Here is a 23329-nt window from a genome sequence, read left to right on the forward strand (position 1 = left end):
GTAAATTCCGGGTTTCATCCAGGCCCGGGTCCGTGAAGGCCTCCTTGAGGGACTCTGGGTCCCTCAAGGAGGCCTTCACGGACAGTGGGTTCAGAGGCAGCGGCCGACGTTGCGAAAGTGGCTTTCGCAACTCCTCCGGCCAGCCCGGCACCCAACAGCCCCCGAAGTACATGAAGGCCCCCTTCCTTGCGTCAGGCGCAAGGAAGGGGGCCTTCATGTACCACTCACGAGACCGGAAGCCGTAGTGCCTCGATCATCGGCGTGAGCGTGTCCATGGTCGCGGCGAGGTCGGCCTTCGGATCGGGGGAGTGGGCGAGCCAGACGGCGGCCTCGTTCATCGCGCCGGAAAGCAGGCGTACCAACGGTTCGACCGGCCGCTTCGCCAGGACGCCCTCGGCCATCAGCTCGGTCAGCGCTTCGGCGAGGTGCCGGGCGGAGGACTCCGCGTCCAGTTCGCGCCAGTCCTGCCAGCCGACCACCGAAGGACCGTCCAGCAGCATGATCCGCTGCGTCACCGGATCGGTCGCCGCGGCGAGGAACGCGCGGCAGCCGGCGAGCAGCCCGCCCCACGAGTCCGGCGCGGCGTCCGCGGCCCGCGCGATCTGCTCGCCGACGTCGTGCTGTACGACGCCGAGCACGTGCCGGAACAGGTCCGCCTTGCTGCTGAAGTGGTGGTAGAGCGCGCCTTTGCTCACGCCCGCGGTCTGCGCGATGGTCTCCAGTCCGACCTTTCCGTACCCGTGCTCGGCGAACAGCCGCCGGGCGGTGGCGGTCAACGCCTCCATCGTCTCTTCGCGTTGCTGCTGCTTCGTGCGGGCCATGACCGGAATCTTGACATACCGACCGTCGGTTGGCTAACTTCGACAAAACAAACCGACGGTCGGTATTGTTCGTGAGCAAGGTGGCATCATGCGTCTGACCAGCTTCTACCCCGTTCTCATGACCGAGAAGATCGCCGAGACCCGGGACTTCTACCGCGACCTCTTCGGCTTCGAGCTCACCTTCGAGGCCGACTGGTACGTCAGCCTCAAACGCGGCGAGTGGGAGCTCGCGATCCTCGCCCCCGGGCACGACACCATTCCCGCCGGGGCGGGCAAACCCGTGCAGGGGCTCTTGCTGAACTTCGAGGTCGAAGACGTCGACGCCGAGCACCGGCGGCTGGTCGTGGAGGCGGGGCTGCCCGAGGCGCTTTCCCTGCGCAGCGAGGAGTTCGGGCAGCGGCACTTCATCGTCGCCGACCCCAACGGCGTGCTGATCGACGTGATCCAGGAGATCCCGCCGACCGGGGAGTTCGCCGAGCAGTTCACCGACGACGCACGCCCGAGCTGACGACGACGGCCACCACGAACAGTCCACAAGCGACGGCCGCCGACACCTGCAACCCAGTCGTGCAGGCGGCCTTCGCGGCCTCCAGCAATTCGTCGGCTAAACGCGATGCGAGGCCGGACGTGGCCGCTTCGGCTTGAGCGGGCCCCGACAAGGCGAGCACCCGCGCCGGTTCCGGCACGCCGGCCGGGACGGCCAAGTGGCCCGCGTACACCGCGGCGGCCAGGGAACCGAACACCGTCGTCCCGAAACCGGCGCCCAATTCGTAGCCCGTCTTCTCCACCGCCGCGGCGCCGCCCGCCTGGTCCGCCGAAGTCGCCGAAAGGAGGGTGTCGGTGCTCGACGTGAGCGCGAGCGCCATCCCCAGGCCCAGGCCGGTCAGCCCGGCGCCCAGCAACACCGGCGACGTCAGCGCGGCCGGACCCGCTGCCGGGACCAGCAACGACACCGCCGCCACCGCGAACCCGGCCGTGCGGACCCGGCCGTTGCCGAAGCGCCCCAGCAGCGACGGGGTCACGACGCTGCCGACTGCCGAAGCGCCCAGCACCAGGAGCAGCCGGCCCGCCGCCGCGGTGGGCGAAAGCCCGAGCACCACCTGCAGGTACTGGGCGAACAGCAGGCCCAGCCCGACGAGCGTGCTCATCACCAGCAGCACCCCGCCCACCGCGGCCCGCACTCCCGGCCGCCGGAACAGAGTGAGGTCCAGCAGCGGTGGATCGGTCCGGCGCTGGCGGCGCAGGAACAGTCCGATGAGGACACAGCCGGTCGCGCCCGAGGCGACGGCCGTGGTCCACGCGCCCGGATGCCCGACGGCGAAAGCGATCCCGAAGACACCGCCCGCGGCGAGGGCGGCGCTGAGCGCGTCCCACGGCCGCCGGCCCGGCCGGGTACGGGGGAGCCATCGCAGCGCCAGCACGACCGCCGCCAGGATCACCGGTGGATTCAGCAGGAACGTCGCCCGCCAGCCCCACGACTCGACGAGCACTCCGCCGAGGATCGGCCCGAACACCGATCCGGTGCCCGCGATCCCGCTGCACACGGCGATCGCCGTGCGGCGATGGCGCTGCTCCGGGAACAGTTCGCGGAGCAGCGACATCGTCACCGGCATGATCATCGCGCCGCCGCCACCGAGCAACGCGCGGAACGCCAGCAGTACCGGGACGTTCGGCGCGAACGCGCAGCCCAGCGACGCGATCCCGAACACGACGTACCCGGTGACCAGCACCCGTCGCCGTCCGTACCGGTCGCCCAGGGTCCCGAACGGCAGCAGCAGCGGCGCGGCGGTCAGCGGGTAGATCGCCACGATCCACACCTGGGCCGTCGCGCCGGGCCGCAGCTGCCGGACGAGATCGGGCAACGCGACGTGCAGCACGGTCGCGTCGACCGCCACGAGGAAGAGCCCGGCGCCGAGTACCGCCAGCAGCGGCCAGGCGCGGTCGACCGCTCGCTCGGCCCGGGCCGTGGTCACAGGAGTCCCGCCAGATGCCTCGCCACGACATCGACGTGGGGCGGGTCGACGACCGACAGGTGATGCGCCTCGACCGGCACGATCTCCAGCCCCGGGCACAACTCAGCCCAACCCGCCGCGAGATCCGTGCGTGAGTACCGCGGTTCCATCGCCAGCCCGGCCGCGTACTGTTCGGTCGCCCGGTAGAGCACGACCCGCCCGTCGTACCGGCGGGGCGTACCGCGTTCGGCCGCCAGCGTGTCCAAAAAGGACTGACGCTGGTGCCGGAGCACGCCGGGGCTGAGTAAACCCGCCTCGGCGACGCGCCGCATGGTCAGCTCGATCTGCTCCACTTCGGGTAGCGGAGCCAGCTCCTCGTGGCCGAGTCGCACTTCGCGGCCGTAGGTCCCCTCGACGTAGCCGGTGAACCGCAGGAACCGCCGGGCGGACGACGCCCTCGGGTCGAGGTCCGGTTCCGGGAGCGGGAGCATGGTGTCGATCAGCGCGACGAACTCGACCTCTTCGCCCTCTTCCGCGAGCCGCGCGGCGACGCCGTAGGCCAGCGCCCCGCCGAACGACCAGCCCGCGAGCCGGTATGGCCGGCCGCGACGCTGAGCCCGTACCAACGGCAGCAACTGCTCGACTCGTTCTTCGATGGTGATCCCGGGGACGCGTTCGAACCCGACGCACGGCACCGAAGCGGGCAGCCGGTCCAGCAACGGCCGGTACACGGTGCAGGTGCTGCCGCCGGGGTGGAACAGCAGCAGCGGCGCGACGCCCTCTTCACCGGGAGCGAGGACGTGCACCGGTCCCCGCTCCTCCCTCGTGTCGAGGACGGCGCGGGCGACGTCGGCGATGGCCGCGAGCGTGTCGTGCCGCCGGAGTTCGGCGGCGGTGACCGGTGTGCCGAGTTCGGTGCTGAGCCCCTCGGCGAGCAACTCGGCCAGCCGGTCGGGGGTGCCGGTCTCGGTCAGCCGAACGTGTGTACCGGTCGCCTCGATCCCGGTGTGCTCCTGCCACAGGCGCAGGACGAGGCGATCGGCCGCGTCCCAGGCGCGACCCCGGGAAGGCAGTGGTTCCTCGTTCTCGCGGGGCGCGAGATCGCGGCTGAGGTCGGCGAGGGTGGCGCCGCGGAGGACGCTGACGGCGTCGGGTTCCGTACCGAACTCGCGGCGGACGGCATCCCTGATCCTGTTCGCCATCAGGGAATCCAGCCCGAGTTCCACCAGCGGTACGTCGGCGGCGAGCCGATCGGGACGCAGTCCCATGACGGCGGCGACGATCTCGGTCAGCCGGTCGCCTCCGGCGGTCCGCGCCGGTTCGGGTTCCGGTGCGCGCGCGGCGAACGACGGCGGTGCTTCGGCGGTGGTGTACCAGTGGCGTTCGTGCCGCCACGGCATCGGCGGGACGTCGACCAGCCGGGCACCGTCGTCCGGATCGGCGGTCGTGATCCGGGTGCCGGCGCAGTACAACCCGGCCGCGGCGGCACCCAGCGTGCGGACCTCATCCTGGCCCCGGCGCAGGGTTCCGGTGACGACGGCGTCCTGGACGCCCTCGGCTTCGAGCGTCCTCGCCACCGAGCCCCGCAGGATCGGATGCGGCGACACCTCGAGGAAGACTCGGTGCCCGTCCGCGGCGGCGGCCGCCACGGCCTGCCGGAACCGCACCGGACGGCGCAGATGCGCGGCCCAGTACCCGGCGTCGAAGTCCGGCAATTCCCGCGGATCGGCCAGAACCGTGTCGTACCAAGGCACCGTCGGACGGCGGCCGCCCAGTTCGACGAGCGCCTCCCGGAGCGCGGGCAGCACCGGATCGACGCGAGCGGAATGCCCGGCGACCTCGACCGGCAGCCGTCGCGCGGTCAGCCCGGCGGCTTCGAGTTCCGCGACGAGCAGGTCGAGCACGGTCGCGTCCCCGGCCACGGTCAGCTGCCCCGGCGCGGATTCGACGGCGAGTTCGATGTCGGGGTACAGCTCCAGTTCCTCCGGCGCCAGCTCGACCGCCGCCATCGCGCCGCCCGGCCCGAGGGTGCCCAGGAGCCGGGCACGGGTCGCGACCAGGTGGACGGCCTCGTCGGGGGTGAGCACGCCGCTCACCACGGCCGCGGCCGCGGAGCCGAGCGAATGCCCGACGACGGCCGATGGCCGGACTCCGAGTGCCTCCCACTGGGCGGCCAGCGCGACTTGCGTCCCGAAGATGGCCGTCTGGGTTTCGGGCAGGGACAGGGGTTCCGTGCTGGTGAGCAGCGCACGCAGTGAACGGCCGGTGTGCTCGGTGAACAGGTCGTGCAGCTTGTCGACCTGCGCGGCGAACGCGGGTTCGTAACGCAACAGCCCTTGCCCCATACCCGGCCACTGCGAGCCGTGGCCGGAGAACACGAAGACCGGCCCGTCGGCGCTCCCGGCGGTGCCGGTGACGGCGCCCGCGGGCAGCGGATCGGCGCCGGAGCCGACGGCGCGCAGCAGTTCGGCCAGCTCGGCGGTGTCCCCGGCCACGACGGCGGCACGGTGCGGCCCGCCGTTGTCACGCCGGGACAACGTGTGGGTGACGTCGGCGAGGGAAAGCGACGACGTGGAGTCCAGCCAGTCCGCCAGCTGCGTCGCCCGTTCGGTGAGGCGATCGCGGGTGCGGGCCGACAGCAGGCCGATCCGGACATCGGCGCGGTCCGGCGCCGGTTCCAGCGGCGGCGCCTGTTCGAGGACGACGTGCGCGTTGGTCCCGCCGAACCCGAACGCGGACACCCCCGCCGTGGCGCGGCCGGATCGGCGCGGCCACGGCGTCGGTTCGGTCACCACCTTCAAGCGCAGGTCGTCGAACGGGATGTGCGGATTGGGCGCGGAGAAGTGCAGCTGCGGCGGCAGTTCGTCCCTGGTCATCGCGAGGACGACCTTGATCAGCCCGGCGATCCCCGCGGCCGCCTCCGCGTGCGCGATGTTCGTCTTCACCGAGCCGATCAGCAGCGGGGCGTCGGCCGGGCGGTCCTTGCCGAGCACGGCGCCGAGCGAGCGGGCCTCGATCGGGTCACCGAGCAACGTGCCGGTGCCATGCGCCTCGACGTAGTCCACAGTGGACGGATCGAGCCGGGCGCCGTGGTACGCGGTGCGCAGCATGTCCTGCTGGGCGACGGGATTCGGTGCCGCCATACCCTGTGACCGGCCGTCGGAGTTGACCGCGGTGGAGCGGATCACCGCCAGCACCCGGTCACCGTCGTACTCGGCGTCCGCCAGCCGTTTGAGTACGACGACGCCGCAGCCCTCGGCACGCGCGATACCGTCGGCGTCCGCGGCGAACGTCTTGCACCGCCCGTCCCCGGCGAGCAGGCCGGCGGCGGCGAACGCGGCGGTCGGACCGGGCAGCAGCATGAGGTTCACCCCGCCCGCCAGCGCCAGATCCGCCTCGCCGTCACGCAGCGCGCGCACGGCGTGGTGCACCGCGACCAGCGACGAGGAGCAGGCGGTGTCCACCGCCATGCTCGGCCCGCGCAGGTCATAGACGTAAGAGAGCCGGTTGGCCGAGATGCTCCCGGCCGCGCCGGTCGCGGTCCAGAGATCGACGCCACCGCCCGCCATCGTGAGATGCCCGTAGTCGTGGGTCGAGATTCCGGTGAACACGCCGGTCCGGCTGCCGCGCAGGGAGGCCGGGGCGATCCCGGCGTGTTCGAGCGCGGCCCAGGCGACCTCCAGCAGCATCCGCTGCTGGGGGTCCATTGTGGACGCCTCGCGCGGGGTGATGCCGAAGTGGTCGGCGTCGAAACCGGCCACGTCGTCGAGGAAGCCGCCGACGACCGGGGCAGCGTCGGAGTTCCACCGGCCAGGCGGCGCGGTCCGGACGGCGTCCCGTCCGCTGCGCAGCAAATCCCAGAACTCGTCGAGGCCGTCCGCGCCGGGCCAGCGGCAGCCCAGGCCGACGACGGCGATCGGATCGGTTCGGCGGCGGTCGGTGCCCGTCTGCTCGGGTTCGGGCTCCGTGCCGCCGGTGAGCGAACGGGCCAGGTGGTCGATGGTCGGGCTTTCCCACAACAGGGTGGCCGGGAGCGGGGTGCCGAGCAGATCTTCGAGGTCGGCGGCGATTCCCACGGCCTGGCGGGAGGACAGGCCGTAGTCGCTGAGCGGGCGGTCGGCTTCGAGCCGCGCCGCGTCGACGCCGGTGTGCCCGGCGACGGTGTCGAGCAGCCAGCGGCGCAGCGCCGGGGTGTCGAACGTCGGGTTTCTCATCGCACCAAAGCCTTTCCGTAATCACCGGCGAGGTAGCGGTCGCGGCAGGCGCTCCGCGCGATCTTGCCACTGGAGGTCCGCGGGACCAGTCCCGCCGGGACGAGCACGACGTCGCGCAGCGCGAGGCCGTGCGCGTCGGAGACCAGCCGCCGGATCGACACGGCGAGGGCTCGTTCGTCCTCCGTGGTCAGCGTGGTGTGACCGCGGTGCTCGGCGACGACCACCGCGGCTTCGGTGTCGGTGCCTTCGACGGCGAACGCGGCGACACTGCCGGGACGGATGTCGCGATCGGCCGAAGCCGCCGTCGCTTCGACGTCCTGTGGGTAGTGATTGCGGCCGTCGACGATGAGCAGGTCCTTGATCCGGCCCGCGATGTAGACCTCACCGTCGTACCGGACGCCGAGGTCGCCGGTGCGCAGCCACGGACCCGCGGGCAGGTCCCCGTGGTCCCCGGTCAACCGGGCGCCGAAGGTTTCGGTGCTCTCCAACGGTTTCTGCCAGTAGCCGGTGCCGACGTTGGGTCCGTGGACCCAGATCTCACCGACCGCGCCGTCTTCCAGCGCGACGCCGGTCTCCGGGTCGACCAGCGCGACATGCTGACCCACCGGGACGCCGCAGGCGACGAGCCGGAGCCCGGTTTCCGCCTCCCGTGCCGTTCCCGCACCCAGCGCGACGCGGTCGAACGTCGTCACACGCGGAGGGACGCCGGGGCCGGTGGTGACGAAGACGGTCGCCTCAGCGAGCCCGTACGAGGGACGCGTCTTGTCCGGCGTGTACCCGGATCCCGCGAAGGTGTCATGGAACCGGTCGAGCACTCCGGGGTTGATCGGCTCCGCGCCGTTGACGATCGCGGCGACGCGGTCGAGGCGGAGCTTGGCGCGGTCCTCCTCGCGCACCCGGCTCGCGGCGTAGTGGAACGCGAAGTTCGGGGCGGCGCTCCAGCTCGCGTTGTGGTCGCCGAGCAGCTCCAGCCAGCGCACCGGGCGCTCGATGAAGGCCAGCGGGTCCATCAGCACCGACCGCATGCCCATGGCCAGCGGCGTGATCAGGCCGAGAACTAGACCCATGTCGTGGAACAGCGGCAGCCACGAGACCGTGGTCCCCGCCGGGTCGATGCCGAGGCCCCGCACCGCCTGGCTGACGTTGGCCAGCACGTTCGCGTGGGTCAGCACCACTCCCGCCGGGCTGCGGGTCGAACCGGACGTGTACTGCAGGTACGCCACGTCGTCCGGGGCCGAGGCCGGGGTGGGCCACGCGCGTCCGGGCCCCGCGGGCTTGTCGGCCGCGACGACGGCGACACCGTCGCCACCGGGAAGGCCCACCAGGAACTCGCGGACCGAGTCCACCGACGCGGAAGTGGTGACCACCGCGGTGGGGGAGCAGTCGGTCAGCACCGCGGCGAGCCGTCCGGCGTGCCCGGGCAGTCCGGGGTCGAACAGCGGCACGGCGATCGCGCCCGCGGTGATCGCGCCGAGGAACGCGACGACGTAATCGGCGCTCTGCGGGCACAGCACCGCCACCCGGTCGCCGGGCTGGACGGGCAGCGCCGCCGCGACGGCCTCGACACGTTCCTGGAGTTGCTTCCAGCTCAGCGTCTTCCGGCGTCCGGCGCGATCGGTCGAGAAGTCGGCGAAGGTCAGCGCGGGCCGGTCGCCGTCGGTGTCCGCCCAGTGCCGGAGGCAGGCGGGGAGGGTGGGGCCGGCCGTGGCGGGCAGGTTTTCGGGGGCCAGGGACATGGCGTCTCCTCGGGGGTCGGCGGGTGGTGCGGGGATCAGCGGCCGAGTGGACCGGCGGCGTGCCGCCAGGCGGTGACGGCGAGGGCGTCGAGATCGAGGCCGGTCGTTCCGGCGTCACGAAGCACGACCAGTACGTCGTCGGCGGCGATGGCGACGGTGCGCAGACGCAGTCCCGGCAGCTCGGGGGGCTGACCGGGTAGCGTCAGGAGTTGTTGGTAGGAAAGGGTTTTCGCCCCCTGAACGGCGGGAGCGGGGTGGACGGTGACGGTCGACACCGCGGTACCGGCCGCGTCGTCGACCGTCACCTTCGAGCACCGCCCGGCCTGCGCGGCCCATGCCGCCAGATCGGGCGGGTTCGTCGTGCGCGCGACGAGTTCGGAAACCTGGCCGCCGGGTACGGCGGACTGGAAGCCCTGGCCGGTGGCGCCGTCACCGACCAGCCTGCCGTGGACGACGTCCTCGCATCCGCCGACGTCGACTCTGCCGCTCCGCCCGCGGTCCGAGGTGGACAGTGCCGAGGCCACGTCGAAACCCTCGCGCGCGGAGGTGTCCTGGACGGTTTCCGGCGGTAACAGGGCGGCGGGCGGAACAGTGGGGGAAGGTGGAGCGGGCGCCGCCTGAATCGATTCTCCTGGCACACCGGAAATGGTCAGCAACGCTGCGGACGACAAGACTAGTGCGCGAATTCGGGCAGTCATGAGTAGCCCTTTCGGAAGGGTCCTGATGGGGTCTGGTCCCTTCGGTGGGACGCGGGGCGCCGGGTCGCGTGAGGGACGTCGAACCCAGGCGGCACGACGAAGGCTACGACGGGAAATCGAATACCGGAAGGCGTCAAGAGAACGTAAATGTCCTTCGTGTACACGGTGTGACCTGCATGTTCCGGGATTTTCGCTGGTGCGCGCGCCCATTTGGTACCCCCGTGCCACAGTTCTTCACTGTCCGTGAGCGACGGGTCACCCGGATGGGGGAGGTGGAGGCATTTCTTGTTTCCCTGGCATTCACATTGTCCTCCCGGAATGTGGGCAGGACAATTGCCTGGAAGGGGTCCGTCCGCTTAACGTGTCGCCACCTTCGATTTCTTTCTCGGGTAATCGCCGTCACATTTTCGGATTCGATCGATCGACCGGGACAAAGGATTGCGTATGCGCACTACTTCGAGGCGGCTACGGGCCGTCGCGTCGCTGACGGTCGCGGCGTGCTTGCTGCCGAGCGTCGCCACGGCACCGGCGCGGGCCGAGGGCGGGATCCCGGACGCCCGTGCCGACGACGGCTCGCACGTCGTCGCCCAGACCACTGTGGACGGTGACCCGCGGATGCTGGACCTCACCGTGCGCTCGGTCGGCGTCGGGAGCTACGCGATGGTCCGCCTGATCCTGCCGTCACGATGGGAAGCCGAACCGGAGCGGAAGTGGCCGGCGGTGTATCTGCTCGCCGGGGAGACCCGCCTGCAGGACTACCGTGGGTGGACCGCCAACACCGACATCCGGAAACTCGCCGACGACGCCGGCGCGCTGGTGGTGATGCCGGGTTCGGGTTCCGCCGGGTTCTTTTCCGACTGGTGGAATTACGGCAAGGACGTCGTGCTCAACCAGTGGGAGACGTTCACCGCGGTCGAGATCCCGCAGCTGATCGACCGCGGCTATCGCGGGGACGGGCGGCGGGTCGCGGCGGGACTCTCGCTCGGCGGGTACGGCGCGGTGGAACTCGCCGCCCGGCGGCCGGGGGTGTTCCGCTTCGCCGGGTCGTTCAGCGGCAACCTCAACCCCACCGGCCCGTACGGCGAGCTGCTGACCAGCGCGATCGTCGCCTCGGCCCGGCAGGATCCCGAAGCGCTCTGGGGCGACCGGCGGCGGGAGGCGTCCCGCTGGGACGCGCACGATCCGCTGGTGAACGCCGACCGCCTTCGCGGCACCGAGCTGTATCTGTCCACGGGCAACGGCCTGCCGGGGCCGTTCGACGGGAAGCTCCCGATCGACGTGCTGCCCGGCGCGATGCTGCTCGAATTCCTGTGCTCCGGCCAGACCACCGCGATGGCGGACCGGCTGAACCGGCTCGGTGTCCCGGTCATGACGGATTTCTACGGGCCGGGCACGCACCACTGGGCGTACTGGCAGGACCAGCTGCACAAGACCTGGCCGAAGATGCTGCGGGCGCTTTCCGCGCCGGTGAAACAGGGGGAGGTGTCGTGACTCGTCCGTCCTTTGTGGTCACCGGGGCGTCGAGCGGGATCGGCCGGGCGTGCGTGACCGAACTCGTGCGGCGGGGCGCCCACGTCTGGGCCAGTGTGCGCACCGACGCGGACGAAACGGAACTCACGCGGGTTCACGGTGAGGCCGTCACCGTACTGCGGATGGATCTCCGCGATCCGGCGTCGATCACGGCGTGCGGTGAGAAGGTCGCGGCGGCGGGGCCGCTGTCCGGTCTGGTGAACAACGCGGGGATGGCCCGGCCGGGACCGCTGGAACACGTTCCGCTCGAGGACTTCCGGCAGCAGCTGGAGGTCAACGTCACCGGTCAGCTGGCCGTCACGCAGGCGATGCTGCCCGCGCTGCGTGCCGCGCCCGCCGCCAGGGTGGTGACGGTCGGGTCGATGGGCGGGCGGATCGCCGGGCCGATGGTCGGGCCGTATCACACGTCGAAGTTCGCCCTGGTCGGCTTGACCGACAGCCTGCGCGCCGAACTGGCGCCGTCCGGGATCGGCGTCGTCCTCGTCGAACCCGGTGCCGTCGCCACGTCGATCTGGCCGCGCGCCCGCGCCGCCGCCCACGAGGTGCGCGCCGCCCTGCCGGAAGCCGCGCGGGAAAGGTATGCGGCGCAACTGGACGAGGCCGAACGCAGTGCGGAACGGTCGGCACGGAACGGTGTGCCGCCCGAGCGGGCGGCGCGGGTCGTCGTCCACGCGCTGACCGCCCGGCGGGTCGCGCCGCGGTACCTGGTCGGCAGGGACGCGCAGATCGTGGCGGTACTGGCGAAGTTGCCGTTCCGCCTCCGCTACCGGTTGACGGCGGCGAAGCGATGACCCGGCTCGTCGTGATCGTCGCGCCGGGTTCCCGCGGCGACGTCCAGCCGTGCATCGCCTTGGGGCGTGGCCTCGACGGTGACCGGGTCAGGGTGCTGGCGGCCGAGCGGTTCCGCACCCTGGTGACCGGGCACGGTTTGGATTTCGCGCCGCTTTCCGCCGACCCGAGCGAGATCCTCGGCTCGGACGGCGGACGCGAATGGACCGAGGGACGCACGCCCGCGGCCTTCCTGCGCGGGCTGCGCGGTGCGCTGGCCCCGGTGATGAAGCGGCTGCTTGCCGATGTCCGGCAAGGAGCGGCCGGTGCCGATCTCGTTCTCGCTCCGACGCTCGGGTTTCTCGGCGCGCATCTGGGTGCGTCGCTCGGCGTCCCCGACGTCGAACTGCACTACCAGCCCAGCGTGCCAACCCGGGCGTTCGCGCATCCGCTGGTGCCGTGGGCCGCCAGGACCGGGTCGTGCGGCAGGCGGCTGAGCTTCCACGCCGTCGACACCGTCGCGTGGCAGGTGCTGAGGCCGGAGGTGGACCGGTGGCGCGAACGGTCACTTGGCCTGCCCGCCGCCGGCCTCCGTGGGCCCCGGCGATCGGAAACGCCGGTGCTGTGCGGTTTTTCCGACGCGGTCGTGCCGCGGCCGACGGATTGGCCATCGAGGGTGCATGTCACCGGGTACTGGTTTCTCGAAGCGCCCTCGGCGTGGCGGCCGGACCCGCGGCTGCGTGATTTTCTCGCGTCCGGACCACCTCCGGTGTACGTCGGTTTCGGCAGCATGCGGCCGTCGGAGGCGGAGCGGATTTTCGCCGCGGTCCGGACGGCGTTACGCCGTGCGGGGTTGCGCGGCCTGCTCGGTACCGACTCCGTGTCCAACGACGATGATCTGCTGACGATCGGCGACGTCCCGCACGCGTGGCTGTTCCCGCGCACGGCGGCGGTGGTGCATCACGGCGGCGCGGGTACGACGGCGGCCGCGTTACGCGCGGGCGTCCCTTCGCTGATCTGCCCGGTGTTCTCCGATCAGCCCTACTGGGGTGACCGCGTCTTCCGGCTCGGTGCGGGGCCTCGACCGCTGCCGCTCCGCGATCTCACCGCGGACTCGTTGACCGCGCGGTTGCTGGAGCTGTCCGGCAACCTGTTGTTCCGCCGCGGCGCCCAGTACGTCGCCGGGCGCCTGCGGGAGGAAGACGGGGTGGCGCGGGCACGGGAGGTCTTGCGGACTCTGGCCTGTTGAGGGTTGATCTCGAGGGACCGATGTCCATTCGATGCTTATCTGTACGGTTTTTGGCCGGGGGTCGTGAGTGGTAAGTGTCGTTAGAGCGACACTTACCACTCACGGCCCCCGGCACCGGCGATGTCACGTGACCGACCGGACGACACGCGTGACCGACCGGACGACACGCGTGATCAGGTGGACGACACGCGTGATCAGGTGGACGACACGCGTGATCAGGTGGACGACACGCGTGATCAGGTGGACGACACGCGTGATCAGGTGGACGACACGCGTGACTGGAGGGACGACACGACGCGCGACCGTGCTCCGCCACAAGTCCGGGGGGCGGTCTCGTTGGCGTTGCCAACCTCGCCACGCACCGTTTGCCTTAACGTTGCTCCGCGAGGTGGGTGACGAGGCGGCCGAAGCAGGACTGCCAGCCTTCGACGTGGCTGTCGCGTTCGGCCACTGTCTCGAAGATCGCCTGGTGAAACTCCATTTCGGTCTTGCCGTCGAGGTCGGAGAGGACGACCGTGACGAGGGTGTCGTGCCCGCGGGAGCCTACCGGTTCCTCCCAGGCGAAACTGAAGACGAGCCGCTCCGGCGGGACGATCTCGTGATAGACGCCCGACGCCCAGAGCTCCGTCTCGCCGTCGCTCATGCACATGCGCCACTTGCCGCCCTCGGTGAGGTTGACGGTGCAGGACTTGGTGGTGAACCCGACCGGGCCCCACCACTGGGCGAGATGGTCCGGGTCGGTCCACACGCGGAAGACGAGCTCCCGGGGAGCGTCGAGGAGGCGGGTGATCGTCAGGTCGGTCATCGAATTCTCTTCCGCAGGGCAATCAACCACGAGGTTAATCAACGTACTGGTTGAACTGTAGCGCTGGTGTCAAGCGTCGCTGGAGACACGCGAGTTACGGCTCCAATCACGTGAGTTACGGCTGGAAGCACATGAGTTACGGCTTAGCGCACGTCCGGAACTCGCCGCGACTGTCGGTGCCGGTCCGTACGGTCGCCGTCATGACACTGCGTTCAGCACTCTGGCTGCCGATCTTCGACGAACTCGCCGATCCGGTGGTCATCGCGCGTCTCGCCGCCGAAGCCGAGGAAGCGGGCTGGCACGGCCTGTTCGTGTGGGACCACGTCCGCTGGCGTGAGCCGGTGCGGGCGATCGCCGATCCGTGGATCACCCTCGCCGTCGTCGCGTCCGCCACCGAGAATCTGGCCATCGGCCCGATGGTCACGCCGCTGGCCCGCCGTCGTCCGGTCAAGCTGGCGCGGGAGACGGCCACCCTCGACCGGCTGAGCGGCGGAAGGCTGATCCTCGGCGCGGGGCTCGGCAGTGACCGCTTCGGCGGCGAGTTTTCTAAGACCGGCGACGAAGTGGACGATCGCCAACGCGGCGAGATGCTCGACGAGTCACTCGAGATCCTCACCGCCGCCTGGTCCGGGGAGCCCGTGCAGCACCGCGGCGTGCACTACACCGTCGATGACATCACCTTCCTGCCGCGGCCGGAGCGGCAGATTCCTGTCTGGCTGGCGGGCTTCCCCGGGAAGGCGAAGCCGATGCGCCGGGCGGCGCGGTACGACGGCTTCTTCCCGGTGCACCTGCCGCACGCGGACGAGTTCGCCGAGGTGGTCGAGACGATCACCGCGTTGCGTGAGGACGGCGAGAAGCCGTACGACTTCGCCATCGGTATCCCCGCGGGCACGGATCTCGCGCCCTACGAACGGGCGGGTGCGACCTGGTGGATGGCCGAATTTCCCTGGGACGACCTCTCCGTCGACGCGGTGCGCGGCGTGCTGCGGGAGGGCCCGGCTTGACCCGCCCTTTAATAACTCTTTACCAAGTGCGATACTGGACCGGCGAGGGGAGTACTTCCCAAAGGTCTGCCCGGTCAATACGGACGCTCCGCTGGTGTCCCCGGGAGGCCGCCCCGCAGGGGTGAAGGAGACCTCGAACTTCGAGTTCGAGGAGGCTTCATGCCCGAGTCCGTGGCAACCGTGGGATCACCGGGGTTGTGGGCGATCAGCATCGCCGTCCTGCTCGCGCTGCTCGTCGCCGATTTCGCCGTGACCCGTCGCCCGCACGAGGTGTCGATGCGGGAGGCCGTCGGCTGGTCCGTCTTCTACCTCGCGCTCCCGGTCGTGTTCGGGCTCTGGCTGTGGCTCGAGTTCGGTGGCGGCCAGGCGCTGGAGTTCATGACGGGTTTCGTCGTCGAGAAGTCCCTGTCGGTCGACAACCTGTTCGTCTTCATGCTGTTGCTAGCGGCCTTCGCGGTCCCCGCGGAAGTGCAGCAGCGTGTGCTGCTGTACGGCATCGTGGGCGCGCTGGTGCTCCGCGGTGTGTTCATCGCGGCCGGTGCCGCGATGCTGTCGGCGGGCACCTGGGCGTTCCTCGTGTTCGGCGTGATCCTGCTCGTCTCGGCGATCAAGATCCTGCGCGAGGCCATGTCCGGCGGCAAGGACGAGCTGGATCTTTCGCAGCTGCGGTCGGTCCGGTTGCTGCGGCGGCTGATGCCGGTCACCGACGACTACCGCGGCACCCGGCTCACCGTGCGTGAACACGGGCGCCGCGCGCTCACCCCGCTGGCGGTCGTGGTCGTCGCGGTGTTCGCCACCGACGTGGTGTTCGCGGTCGATTCGGTGCCCGCGGTCTACGGCATCACCGAAGACCCGTACCTCGTTTTCGCCACCAACGCCTTCGCGCTGATGGGCTTGCGCGCCTTGTACTTCGTTCTCCACTCGGCACTCGCGAAGCTGGTCCACCTGAACCACGGCCTCGCCATCATCCTCGCCTTCATCGGGGTGAAGCTGGTGCTCCACTGGGCACACGGGATCTGGCCGTCGGTGCCGCAGGTCCCGACGCCGGCATCGCTGGGTGTGATCATCGCCGTCCTGGTCACGGTTTCGTTCACCAGCCTGTACGCGCGCCGCCGCGAAGCCGCCCGGACGGCACAGGAGTGAGCGATGATCACCGCACTCGTCGTGGGCTTCCTGATCGACCTGGCGGTCGCCGCCCTCTTCCTCGCCGCGGTGTTCCTGGTCTTCGCGGCGATGCGGCCGCCGCGGCCGCCACGCGGTCCCTGACCGCGGGAAGCGGGCAAGGCGGGTGTCCGGACCGGCGGCATGTCAGGTGCTGCCGGTACGCTCGCAGCGGTTGAGAAGACAGCCGTCTTCTGTTCGTGCGCCGGAAAGCCCGGTGAGGAAAGGTGGCTGTCCGTGTCCAACGCCGTGCGCTACGGCGAGCAGTCTCCGCCTCGCAGGTCTTCGTCCCAGCCGACTCGGCTGCATGTGCTGCTGATCGAGGACGACGACGGCGACGCGCTCCTGGTCGAAGAGATGCTCGCGGACGCCGCCGACAGCCTGGAACAGGTCGTACTCGACAGGGTGACGACGCTCCAAGGGGCACTCGCGCGCCGGATCACGGCCGATTGCGTGCTGCTGGATCTCCAGCTTCCGGACGCCACCGGACTGAGCGGTCTGACCAGGCTGCGGGAGCACGCGCCGTCGACCGCGGTGATCGTCCTGACCGGCCAGGAGGACGAGGCCACCGGGGTGGCGGCGCTGGGTGCCGGCGCCCAGGACTACCTGGTCAAACAGCATGTCGACGGCAGGCTCCTGGCCCGGACGCTCCGGTATTCCTGGGAACGCAGCCGCGCCGAACGCGTCGAGCAGCAACTGCTGCAGCACCAGTTGCTGGCCAGGGAGAACGCGCGTCTCGAACGCGGCCTGCTGCCGACCCCGCTGGTGACCGATCCCCGCCTCGGGCTCGCGGTGCGGTACCGGCCGGGGCGGAACGGGGCCTTGCTGGGCGGTGACTTCTACGACGCCGTCGAACTTCCCGACGGCACGCTGCAGCTGGTCATCGGGGACGTGTGCGGGCACGGTCCGGACGAAGCGGCGCTCGGTGTCGCGCTGCGGATCGCGTGGCGTTCGGTCGTGCTCGCCGGGCTGCCGATGGCGGAAACCCTGGCGATGGTGGAGAAAATGCTGGAGCACGAGGCATTGGGCCCGTTGTTCGCCACCGTCTGCATGATCACGGTCGCCCCGGACCGCCGGTCGCTGAAGATGGCGCTGGCCGGTCATCCGCAGCCGCTCCTGATCGACGAGTCGGGTGGCAGGTTGCTGTCCAGGGAGAAACTCGGCCCGCCGCTGGGCGTCGTGCCGGGTACCGGCTGGCAGGAGCTGACGGTGCCGATGGGGCCGCGATGGTCACTGCTGCTGTACACCGACGGTCTTTTCGAAGGACGCGTCGAAGGCAGCGGAGAGCGGGTCGGGCTCGAACGGATGGCCGCCGCCGCACTGAAGAGCCTCAAGGCCGAAGAAGGTTCCGACTCGGCGCTCGACCACCTGATCAGTGAGATGGACGTCCTGCACGGCGGGCCGTTGGACGACGACGTCGCGCTGGCGCTGCTCACGTTCGACTCCGGGGAGCCGCCTCGATGAAGCCCGTTTGGTCGATCAGCCGCTGGGCCGCGCTGTCCGGGGTGATCGCCGGCCTGCTGCTCGGCGGCGCGATCGTGGCCGGGTCGCTGGCCTTGACGAATCTCACCGAGTCGCGCGCCAGGCTGCTGGACGTCACCGGCCCGCAGGTACTGCGGTCCACTTCTCTCGCGACGGCGATGCTGAACCAGGAGACCGGTGTCCGTGGCTACATCCTGGCCGGGCGGAGCGAATTCCTGGAGCCGTACCGGGACGGGTTGCGGGCACAGGACGCGGCCGTCACCGAGTTGCGCCGGCTCGGCGCCGTTCCGGGGACGGCGGCCGGTGACGACCTGGACCGGGTGCTGGCCGCCGCCACGACCTGGCGGAGGACGATCATCGAACCCCTGCTCGACGGCGCTCCGGCCACCGGCGCGCTGGTCGACGCGAGCAAACCGCTGTTCGACGAGGTCCGCGCTTCACTGAGCGTGCTGCAGAACCGGCTGGAGGTCGAACGCCTGGACGCACGCGACGACCTGTCGTCCTCCGCCGACGTCCTGCGGGTGATGCTCATCGTGATCGCGGTCCTGCTCTGCGGCGCACTGGCACTGGTCTTCCTGGTTCTGCACCGGAAGCTGATCCGCCCGATCCGGCAGCTGGCCGTCGAGGTCCGTGACGTCGCGCAGACCGACATCCACCGCGCGGTCCGCGGTTCCGGTCCGAAGGAGATGCGCGAACTCGCGTCCGATGTGGAGTCGCTGCGCTCCCGGCTCCTCGAGGAGGTCGCGGAGCTGGAGCGGGCGCAGGAACTGATCGTGACCAGGACCCGCGAGCTGGAACGGTCGAATTCGGACCTGGAGCAGTTCGCCTACGTCGCCTCGCACGACCTGCAGGAGCCGCTGCGCAAGGTGGCCAGCTTCTGCCAGCTGCTCCAGAAGCGGTATCAGGGAAAACTGGACGAACGCGGGGACCAGTACATCGGTTTCGCCGTCGACGGCGCGAAACGGATGCAGGCACTCATCAACGACCTGCTCGCCTTCTCGCGCGTCGGCAGGCGTCCTGGGGAGAACGTCCTCCTGGAATCCGGTGACCTGCTGGCTACCGCGCTGGGCAACCTCGAAGACGCGATCATCGAGTCCGGTGCCCGGGTCACCCACGGCGAACTTCCCGTCGTCCACGGGGAGAAGACCCTCCTGACGGCGGTCTTCCAGAACCTCGTCGGCAACGCGATCAAGTTCCGCGGGGAGGAGCCGCCGGAGATCGAGATCGCCGCGGAGCGTGACGGCGAGGACTGGCGGTTCTCCGTCACCGACAACGGGATCGGCATCAGCGACGAGTACGCCGAGCGGATCTTCGTGATCTTCCAGCGCTTGCACGGCCGCGGCGAGTACCCGGGGACGGGGATCGGCCTCGCCCTGTGCCGCAAGATCCTCGAACACCACGGCGGGAGGATCTGGCTGGACACCTCCGTCCCGACCGGGACCCGTTTCTGCTTCACCCTGCCCGCAGCCCAGCATCCCGACGAAGGAAACGAGCGACCATGACCGACTCACTGGAACCGATCCACATCCTCTTGGTCGAGGACGACCCCGGTGACGTCCTCATGACGCAGGAGGCGTTCGAGCACCACAAGATCCGCAACACCCTTTCGGTCGTCTCCGACGGTGAACAGGCACTGCAGTTCCTGCGCCGCGAAGCGCCGTACGAGGACGCGGATCGGCCGGGGCTGATCCTGCTCGACCTCAACCTGCCCCGCAAGGACGGCCGCCAAGTGCTCAGCGAGGTCAAGGCGTCGCCGGAGCTGCGCACCATCCCGGTCGTCGTGCTCACCACGTCCGAGGCCGAAGAGGACATCCTCCGCAGCTACGACCTGCACGCCAACGCCTACGTGACGAAACCGGTCGACTTCGACCGGTTCATCGACGTGGTGCGCCAGATCGACAACTTCTTCGTCACCGTGGTGAAACTGCCCCGCTGACTCAAGGGCGCTGACACCCCGGGGGGCGGCCTTCGCCGGCCGCCCCCCGCCGCGGGTCAGGACTTGCGGCGCTTGCCGTCGTCGTCGGTGACCTCGAACTGTTCCTTGCGCACCTTGCCGGAGATCGTCTGGTCCTCGGTGACGGTCTCGGTCTTGAGCCTCGCCCGTTCCACCGCGACGGTTTCCTTGTTCACCACCGGCTTCTCGGCGTGGAGCACGACTTCCTGTTCGTCCTCGCCGATCTCGGCGCGCTCGCCGCCCGGCTTCGTGATCGGTTCCCGTTCGATGCGCACCTCCTCGTGACTGACCGGCACGGTGATCTGCTGCTCTTCGGTGACGACGTACTTGCGCAGCCGCACGTGTCCGGTCTCGACCTGCTCGGTGCCGACGTTCAGCCGCTCCTCGGACCGCGTCATGGTGGGCTCGGCGTCCCGGTGCTTCTTACCGGTGTCCCTTCCCGTGTCCATGCCGGCCCTGGCCCGGCCGGCGTCGCCCCGGCCCTGTACCCGGTCGTCCATCCGGCCGTCCGGCGAGGTCCGCGGCATCGGCAGCCCGTAGTGCTTGTAGAGCTGCGCGCTCTCCTCGGCGGACAGGTGGCCGTCGGCCTCGATTCGAGGCGCGTCGGTGACCGCCTCCTTGTCGACGCGGACATGCACGCCATCCCGGTCCGTGTGCGCGCCGGAGAGCGGCACGAAACTTTCCTTGGTGCCGAACAGGCCCGTCTTGACGGTGATCCATTCCGGCTGGCGAGTCGCGTCGGCGAGGTAGACGTTGCCCACCTTGCCGAGCTTGTTGCCGGTCGGGTCGACCACGGCACTGTCGATGAGTTCCTGCGGCTGCATGGTCTTCGCCATCGGTCCCGCTCCTCTCGGAAGATCCTTGCTGAGAAGCCCACCGTCGAACGCGCCGGTGATCATGGCAACCGTCGTGATGCACCTGTGGGTGACCCCGGAAAGTGGTGGTTTGAAGCCGCGAACATGGGCAAGGGGTGTCGTGTCTTCGCAGGTGAAAGGGGGTCTCCGCGGGGTGACCGGCGGTCGCGGGTGATGGCGCGAACGTGTGATCCCGAAAATCGGATGCGGTGGTCCGGATACGTGACCTACCCTCGTGATCGTGATGCAGCAACTTCTGTTCCTCTGAGGAACGACGCCTCCACCGGTACCGCGAGCCGCGGTACCGGACTTCGTTCTTCCTGCTCATCACCTTCACCGGAGGCAGTTCCTTCATGTCATCCCCTCTTTCGCCCGCGCCTGTGCGCGCGGCGCACGTCCGCCTGTCCGGCGTCCACCTCTCCTTCGGGGGACGGCCCGTCCTGTCCGGGGTCGACCTCGTCGCCGCGGCCGGTGAGCGGGTCGCCATCGTCGGGGAGAACGGTCGCGGCAAGACCACCCTTCTCCGCGTACTCGCCGGTGACCTGGCCGCCGATCGCGGCGAGGTGCACCGCTCCGGTTCGGCCGGCGTCGCCGACCAGCAGATCCCGCTCGGCGCGGACGACACCGTCGGCGCGTTGATCGACCTCGAACTGGCCGCCGTCCGCGGCGCGCTGGCCCGGCTCGAGGCCGCCACCGAGGCGCTCAGCGACGGACGTCCCGGAGCCGACGACGCGTTCGCCGTGGCACTCGAAGAAGCCGAGGCCCTCGACGCGTGGGACGCCGACAGGCGTGTCGAAGTGTCACTGGCGGCCCTGAACGCCGTCGACGACCGCGACCGTCCACTCGGGACACTGTCGGTCGGGCAACGGCACCGGGTCCGGCTGGCCTGCCTGCTCGGCGCCGGGCATCCGGTCCTGCTGCTCGACGAGCCGACCAACCATCTCGACGCGGCGGGGCTCGACCATCTCACCGAGCGGTTGCGCGCGTATCCGGGCGTGGTCGTCCTGGTCAGCCATGACCGGGCGCTGCTCGCGGACGTCGCCACCACGGTGATCGACCTCGATCCGTCGAGCGACGGACGCCCGCGCGTCCACGGTGGCGGGTACGCGGCCTATGTCGAGGCCCGTCAAGCCGAACGCGCCCGCTGGGAGTCGGCGCACGCCGACCAGATCGCCGAGCGGCAACGGCTGGCCGACGACCTGTCCGCGGCGCGGAACCGGTTGCGCGACAACTGGCGGCCGTCCAAGGGCACCGGCAGGTACGTCCGCGCCACGCGCGCGCCCGGACTGGTCCGCGCGGTCCACCGGCGGCAGGAAGAGCTGGCCGAGCACGTGGTGGCCGTTCCACCGCCGCCCGCCCGGTTCGCCATGCCCGAGCTACCGGCGCACGGAGGCGCGACGCTCCTCCGTGCCGCCGGGGTGACGGTGGCCGGACGGCTCGCGCGCCCGGTCGACTTGGCCCTGGAAAGCGGCGACCGGCTGGTCGTCACCGGTCGCAACGGCGCGGGAAAATCGACGCTCCTGTCCGTGCTGGCCGGGGAGCTGGAGCCCGGGACCGGTACGGTCACGCGTTCGCGGTCCGCGCGGATCGGCAGGCTGGGCCAGGAATCCGACCTGCCGGGCAGGCGGACGGCGATGGAGCTGTACGACGAACAGCTCGCCAGGACCGGGATCCCCGGGCCGGGGCTGGGCGAACTGGGGCTGCTCGCCGGTTACGACCGGCACCGGCCGGTGGCCGAACTGTCGGTCGGCGCCCGGCGACGGCTTGACCTGGCGCTGGTGCTGGCTCGCCGCCCGCACGTCGTGCTGCTGGACGAGCCGACCAACCACCTCTCCGCCGCACTCGTCGACGAGCTGACCGCCGCGCTGGAAACGACCCCGGCCGCGGTGGTGATCGCCACGCACGACCGGCAGCTGTCACGGGACACGAAGTCCTGGCCGAGGCTCGCGTTGTGAGCCGTCAACCGCGGTGGGCGAGGGTGTAGCGCACGGTCTGCGCGAGCACCACGCTACCGTCGTCCTCGCGGAGCGGTTCGAGCTCCGTGAGGACGGCCTGGCGCACGGCGTCGAGGCGGTCTTCCGGGACCAGCTCCCAGAACATCCGCTGGCCGTGCGACCAGGACCAGGTGATCCAGTGCCCGGGGTCGGCGAACTTCACCGGATAGACGCGTTCCACGGACGTGACACCGGTGAAGCCCGCCGACTCCACGGCCTGGCCGAATCCTTCGAGGGTGGCGAACAGGCCCGACCTGATGGCCAGTGTCCAGGCCAGCTCCGGCGGAACGAACGGTTTGAACACCTCGCGCACGGCCGCCCACCGGGGATCGTCGGCGCCGAACGTGGTGACGCCCAGCCGTCCGCCGGGTGCGAGAAGGCGATGCCAGGACCGCAGGCCGTCGACCGGATCCGGCAGGAAGAACACCACGAACGACGCGAGGACGGCATCGAAGGCGGCGTCGTCCAGCGTCGGTTCTTGGGCGTCCATAAGGGAAACCGAGGCGTTGACCCCGCGTGACTCGATGTCTTTCGCGGTGCGCTCGACCATCTCCGCGGAAAGGTCGATACCCAGCACCGATCCTTCCGGGCCGACCCGCTCGGCCGCCGGGAACAGCACCGCGCCCCGGCCGCAACCGACATCCAGCACGCGCTCACCGGGGACGAGCCCGACGCGGTCGAGCAGTTCCGCGGCGAACGCGCCGAAGAAGTCGACGCCGAGCGCGTCGTAGGTCTCCGCCGTCCGGTCGAACAGCCGCGCCATCGCCTGCCGGGTGTAAGCGCTCATGCGCAGGACGATGACCCGGTGAAAACGGTGTTGTCAAACGGATGCGGAGGATTTGTCATGTCGCTCCGAGCGAGGGTGCCCGGCATTCGTCCCGGGGTGCCGGTTTCTTGTGCCGACCGTTCGGGCCGTTGCGAAAGCCACTTTCGCAACCTTCAACGTTGCGAAAGTGGCTTTCGCAACACGCTCGCTCATCGGTGCCGTCCCGCACCCCAGGCCCGGTCCGTGAAGGCCTCCTTGAGGGACTCTGGGTCCCTCAAGGAGGCCTTCACGGACTTGGCAAACACCACGCGCACCAGCAGTCACTACAGACGCGCGTGAAG

18 protein-coding genes are annotated in these 23329 nt (G+C 70.3%); 10 read left to right on the forward strand and 8 right to left on the reverse strand.

Going from position 1 to position 23329, the window contains the following annotated elements; all coding sequences use genetic code 11:
- Positions 1–224 precede the first annotated feature (224 nt).
- Positions 225–821, reverse strand: coding sequence for a TetR/AcrR family transcriptional regulator (locus tag ACLJQ7_RS39065; RefSeq protein ID WP_410653226.1), 597 nt, complete (start codon positions 819–821; stop codon positions 225–227).
- Between the two features lie 88 nt (positions 822–909).
- Between ACLJQ7_RS39065 and ACLJQ7_RS39070 the strand changes: the two genes are divergently transcribed.
- Positions 910–1329 carry a VOC family protein gene (locus ACLJQ7_RS39070; protein ID WP_410653227.1) on the forward strand — a complete coding sequence of 140 codons (420 nt, stop codon included), beginning with the start codon at positions 910–912 and terminating at the stop codon, positions 1327–1329.
- On the opposite strand, the gene ACLJQ7_RS39075 is transcribed toward ACLJQ7_RS39070, so the two are convergent.
- Genes ACLJQ7_RS39075 through ACLJQ7_RS39090 form a run of 4 tightly spaced genes read right to left on the reverse strand, consistent with a single transcriptional unit; the run spans position 1304 to position 9361 of the window.
- Positions 1304–2794, reverse strand: a complete 1491-nt coding sequence (locus ACLJQ7_RS39075; protein WP_410653228.1) for an MFS transporter — start codon at positions 2792–2794, stop codon at positions 1304–1306. The genes ACLJQ7_RS39070 and ACLJQ7_RS39075 overlap by 26 nt on opposite strands.
- Positions 2791–6987: a beta-ketoacyl synthase N-terminal-like domain-containing protein gene (locus tag ACLJQ7_RS39080; RefSeq protein ID WP_410653229.1), complete on the reverse strand. Its 4197-nt coding sequence runs from the start codon at positions 6985–6987 to the stop codon at positions 2791–2793. The genes ACLJQ7_RS39075 and ACLJQ7_RS39080 overlap by 4 nt, the downstream gene beginning before the upstream one ends.
- Positions 6984–8723, reverse strand: a complete 1740-nt coding sequence (locus ACLJQ7_RS39085) for a fatty acyl-AMP ligase (RefSeq protein ID WP_410653230.1) — start codon at positions 8721–8723, stop codon at positions 6984–6986. The genes ACLJQ7_RS39080 and ACLJQ7_RS39085 overlap by 4 nt, the downstream gene beginning before the upstream one ends.
- 35 nt (positions 8724–8758) lie before the next feature.
- Complete coding sequence (locus ACLJQ7_RS39090; RefSeq protein ID WP_410653231.1) at positions 8759–9361, reverse strand: hypothetical protein; 603 nt, start codon at positions 9359–9361, stop codon at positions 8759–8761.
- Between the two features lie 504 nt (positions 9362–9865).
- Between ACLJQ7_RS39090 and ACLJQ7_RS39095 the strand changes: the two genes are divergently transcribed.
- Genes ACLJQ7_RS39095 through ACLJQ7_RS39105 form a run of 3 tightly spaced genes read left to right on the forward strand, consistent with a single transcriptional unit; the run spans position 9866 to position 12968 of the window.
- Entirely contained in the window at positions 9866–10912 is a 1047-nt protein-coding gene (locus ACLJQ7_RS39095; protein WP_410653232.1) for an alpha/beta hydrolase, read from the forward strand.
- Complete coding sequence (locus ACLJQ7_RS39100; protein ID WP_410653233.1) at positions 10909–11742, forward strand: SDR family NAD(P)-dependent oxidoreductase; 834 nt, start codon at positions 10909–10911, stop codon at positions 11740–11742. The genes ACLJQ7_RS39095 and ACLJQ7_RS39100 overlap by 4 nt, the downstream gene beginning before the upstream one ends.
- Positions 11739–12968 carry a glycosyltransferase gene (locus ACLJQ7_RS39105; protein ID WP_410653234.1) on the forward strand — a complete coding sequence of 410 codons (1230 nt, stop codon included), beginning with the start codon at positions 11739–11741 and terminating at the stop codon, positions 12966–12968. Before ACLJQ7_RS39100 ends, ACLJQ7_RS39105 begins: the two co-directional genes overlap by 4 nt.
- 370 nt (positions 12969–13338) lie before the next feature.
- Here the strand turns inward: ACLJQ7_RS39105 and ACLJQ7_RS39110 are convergent, their stop codons facing one another.
- Complete coding sequence (locus ACLJQ7_RS39110) at positions 13339–13773, reverse strand: SRPBCC family protein (protein ID WP_410653235.1); 435 nt, start codon at positions 13771–13773, stop codon at positions 13339–13341.
- A gap of 200 nt (positions 13774–13973) precedes the next feature.
- Here ACLJQ7_RS39110 and ACLJQ7_RS39115 point away from each other — a divergent pair, with 200 nt between their 5' ends.
- From ACLJQ7_RS39115 to ACLJQ7_RS39135, 5 genes are all read left to right on the forward strand, one after another.
- On the forward strand, positions 13974–14777 hold the full coding sequence (locus ACLJQ7_RS39115; RefSeq protein ID WP_410653236.1) for an LLM class flavin-dependent oxidoreductase: 804 nt from the start codon (positions 13974–13976) through the stop codon (positions 14775–14777).
- A 159-nt stretch (positions 14778–14936) separates the two neighbouring features.
- Positions 14937–15920: a TerC/Alx family metal homeostasis membrane protein gene (locus ACLJQ7_RS39120; RefSeq protein ID WP_410653237.1), complete on the forward strand. Its 984-nt coding sequence runs from the start codon at positions 14937–14939 to the stop codon at positions 15918–15920.
- Positions 15921–16175: 255 nt separating this feature from the next.
- Positions 16176–17402, forward strand: a complete 1227-nt coding sequence (locus ACLJQ7_RS39125) for a PP2C family protein-serine/threonine phosphatase (RefSeq protein ID WP_410653238.1) — start codon at positions 16176–16178, stop codon at positions 17400–17402.
- A complete protein-coding gene (locus ACLJQ7_RS39130; protein ID WP_410653239.1) occupies positions 17399–18922 on the forward strand; it encodes a sensor histidine kinase in 1524 nt (507 codons plus the stop codon). Before ACLJQ7_RS39125 ends, ACLJQ7_RS39130 begins: the two co-directional genes overlap by 4 nt.
- Positions 18919–19356: a response regulator gene (locus ACLJQ7_RS39135; protein ID WP_410653240.1), complete on the forward strand. Its 438-nt coding sequence runs from the start codon at positions 18919–18921 to the stop codon at positions 19354–19356. Before ACLJQ7_RS39130 ends, ACLJQ7_RS39135 begins: the two co-directional genes overlap by 4 nt.
- 56 nt (positions 19357–19412) lie before the next feature.
- Here the strand turns inward: ACLJQ7_RS39135 and ACLJQ7_RS39140 are convergent, their stop codons facing one another.
- The gene (locus ACLJQ7_RS39140; RefSeq protein WP_410653241.1) at positions 19413–20210 is read right to left on the reverse strand and encodes a DUF2382 domain-containing protein; all 798 of its coding nucleotides are present in this window, start codon (positions 20208–20210) and stop codon (positions 19413–19415) included.
- 371 nt (positions 20211–20581) lie between these two features.
- Between ACLJQ7_RS39140 and ACLJQ7_RS39145 the strand changes: the two genes are divergently transcribed.
- Complete coding sequence (locus tag ACLJQ7_RS39145; protein WP_410653242.1) at positions 20582–22183, forward strand: ABC-F family ATP-binding cassette domain-containing protein; 1602 nt, start codon at positions 20582–20584, stop codon at positions 22181–22183.
- A 4-nt stretch (positions 22184–22187) separates the two neighbouring features.
- Here the strand turns inward: ACLJQ7_RS39145 and ACLJQ7_RS39150 are convergent, their stop codons facing one another.
- A complete protein-coding gene (locus tag ACLJQ7_RS39150) occupies positions 22188–23009 on the reverse strand; it encodes a class I SAM-dependent methyltransferase (protein WP_410653243.1) in 822 nt (273 codons plus the stop codon).
- Positions 23010–23329: the final 320 nt, after the last annotated feature.

The sequence above is a fragment of the Amycolatopsis sp. cmx-4-54 genome (genome assembly GCF_046548895.1).
Taxonomy (GTDB): Bacteria; Actinomycetota; Actinomycetes; order Mycobacteriales; family Pseudonocardiaceae; genus Amycolatopsis.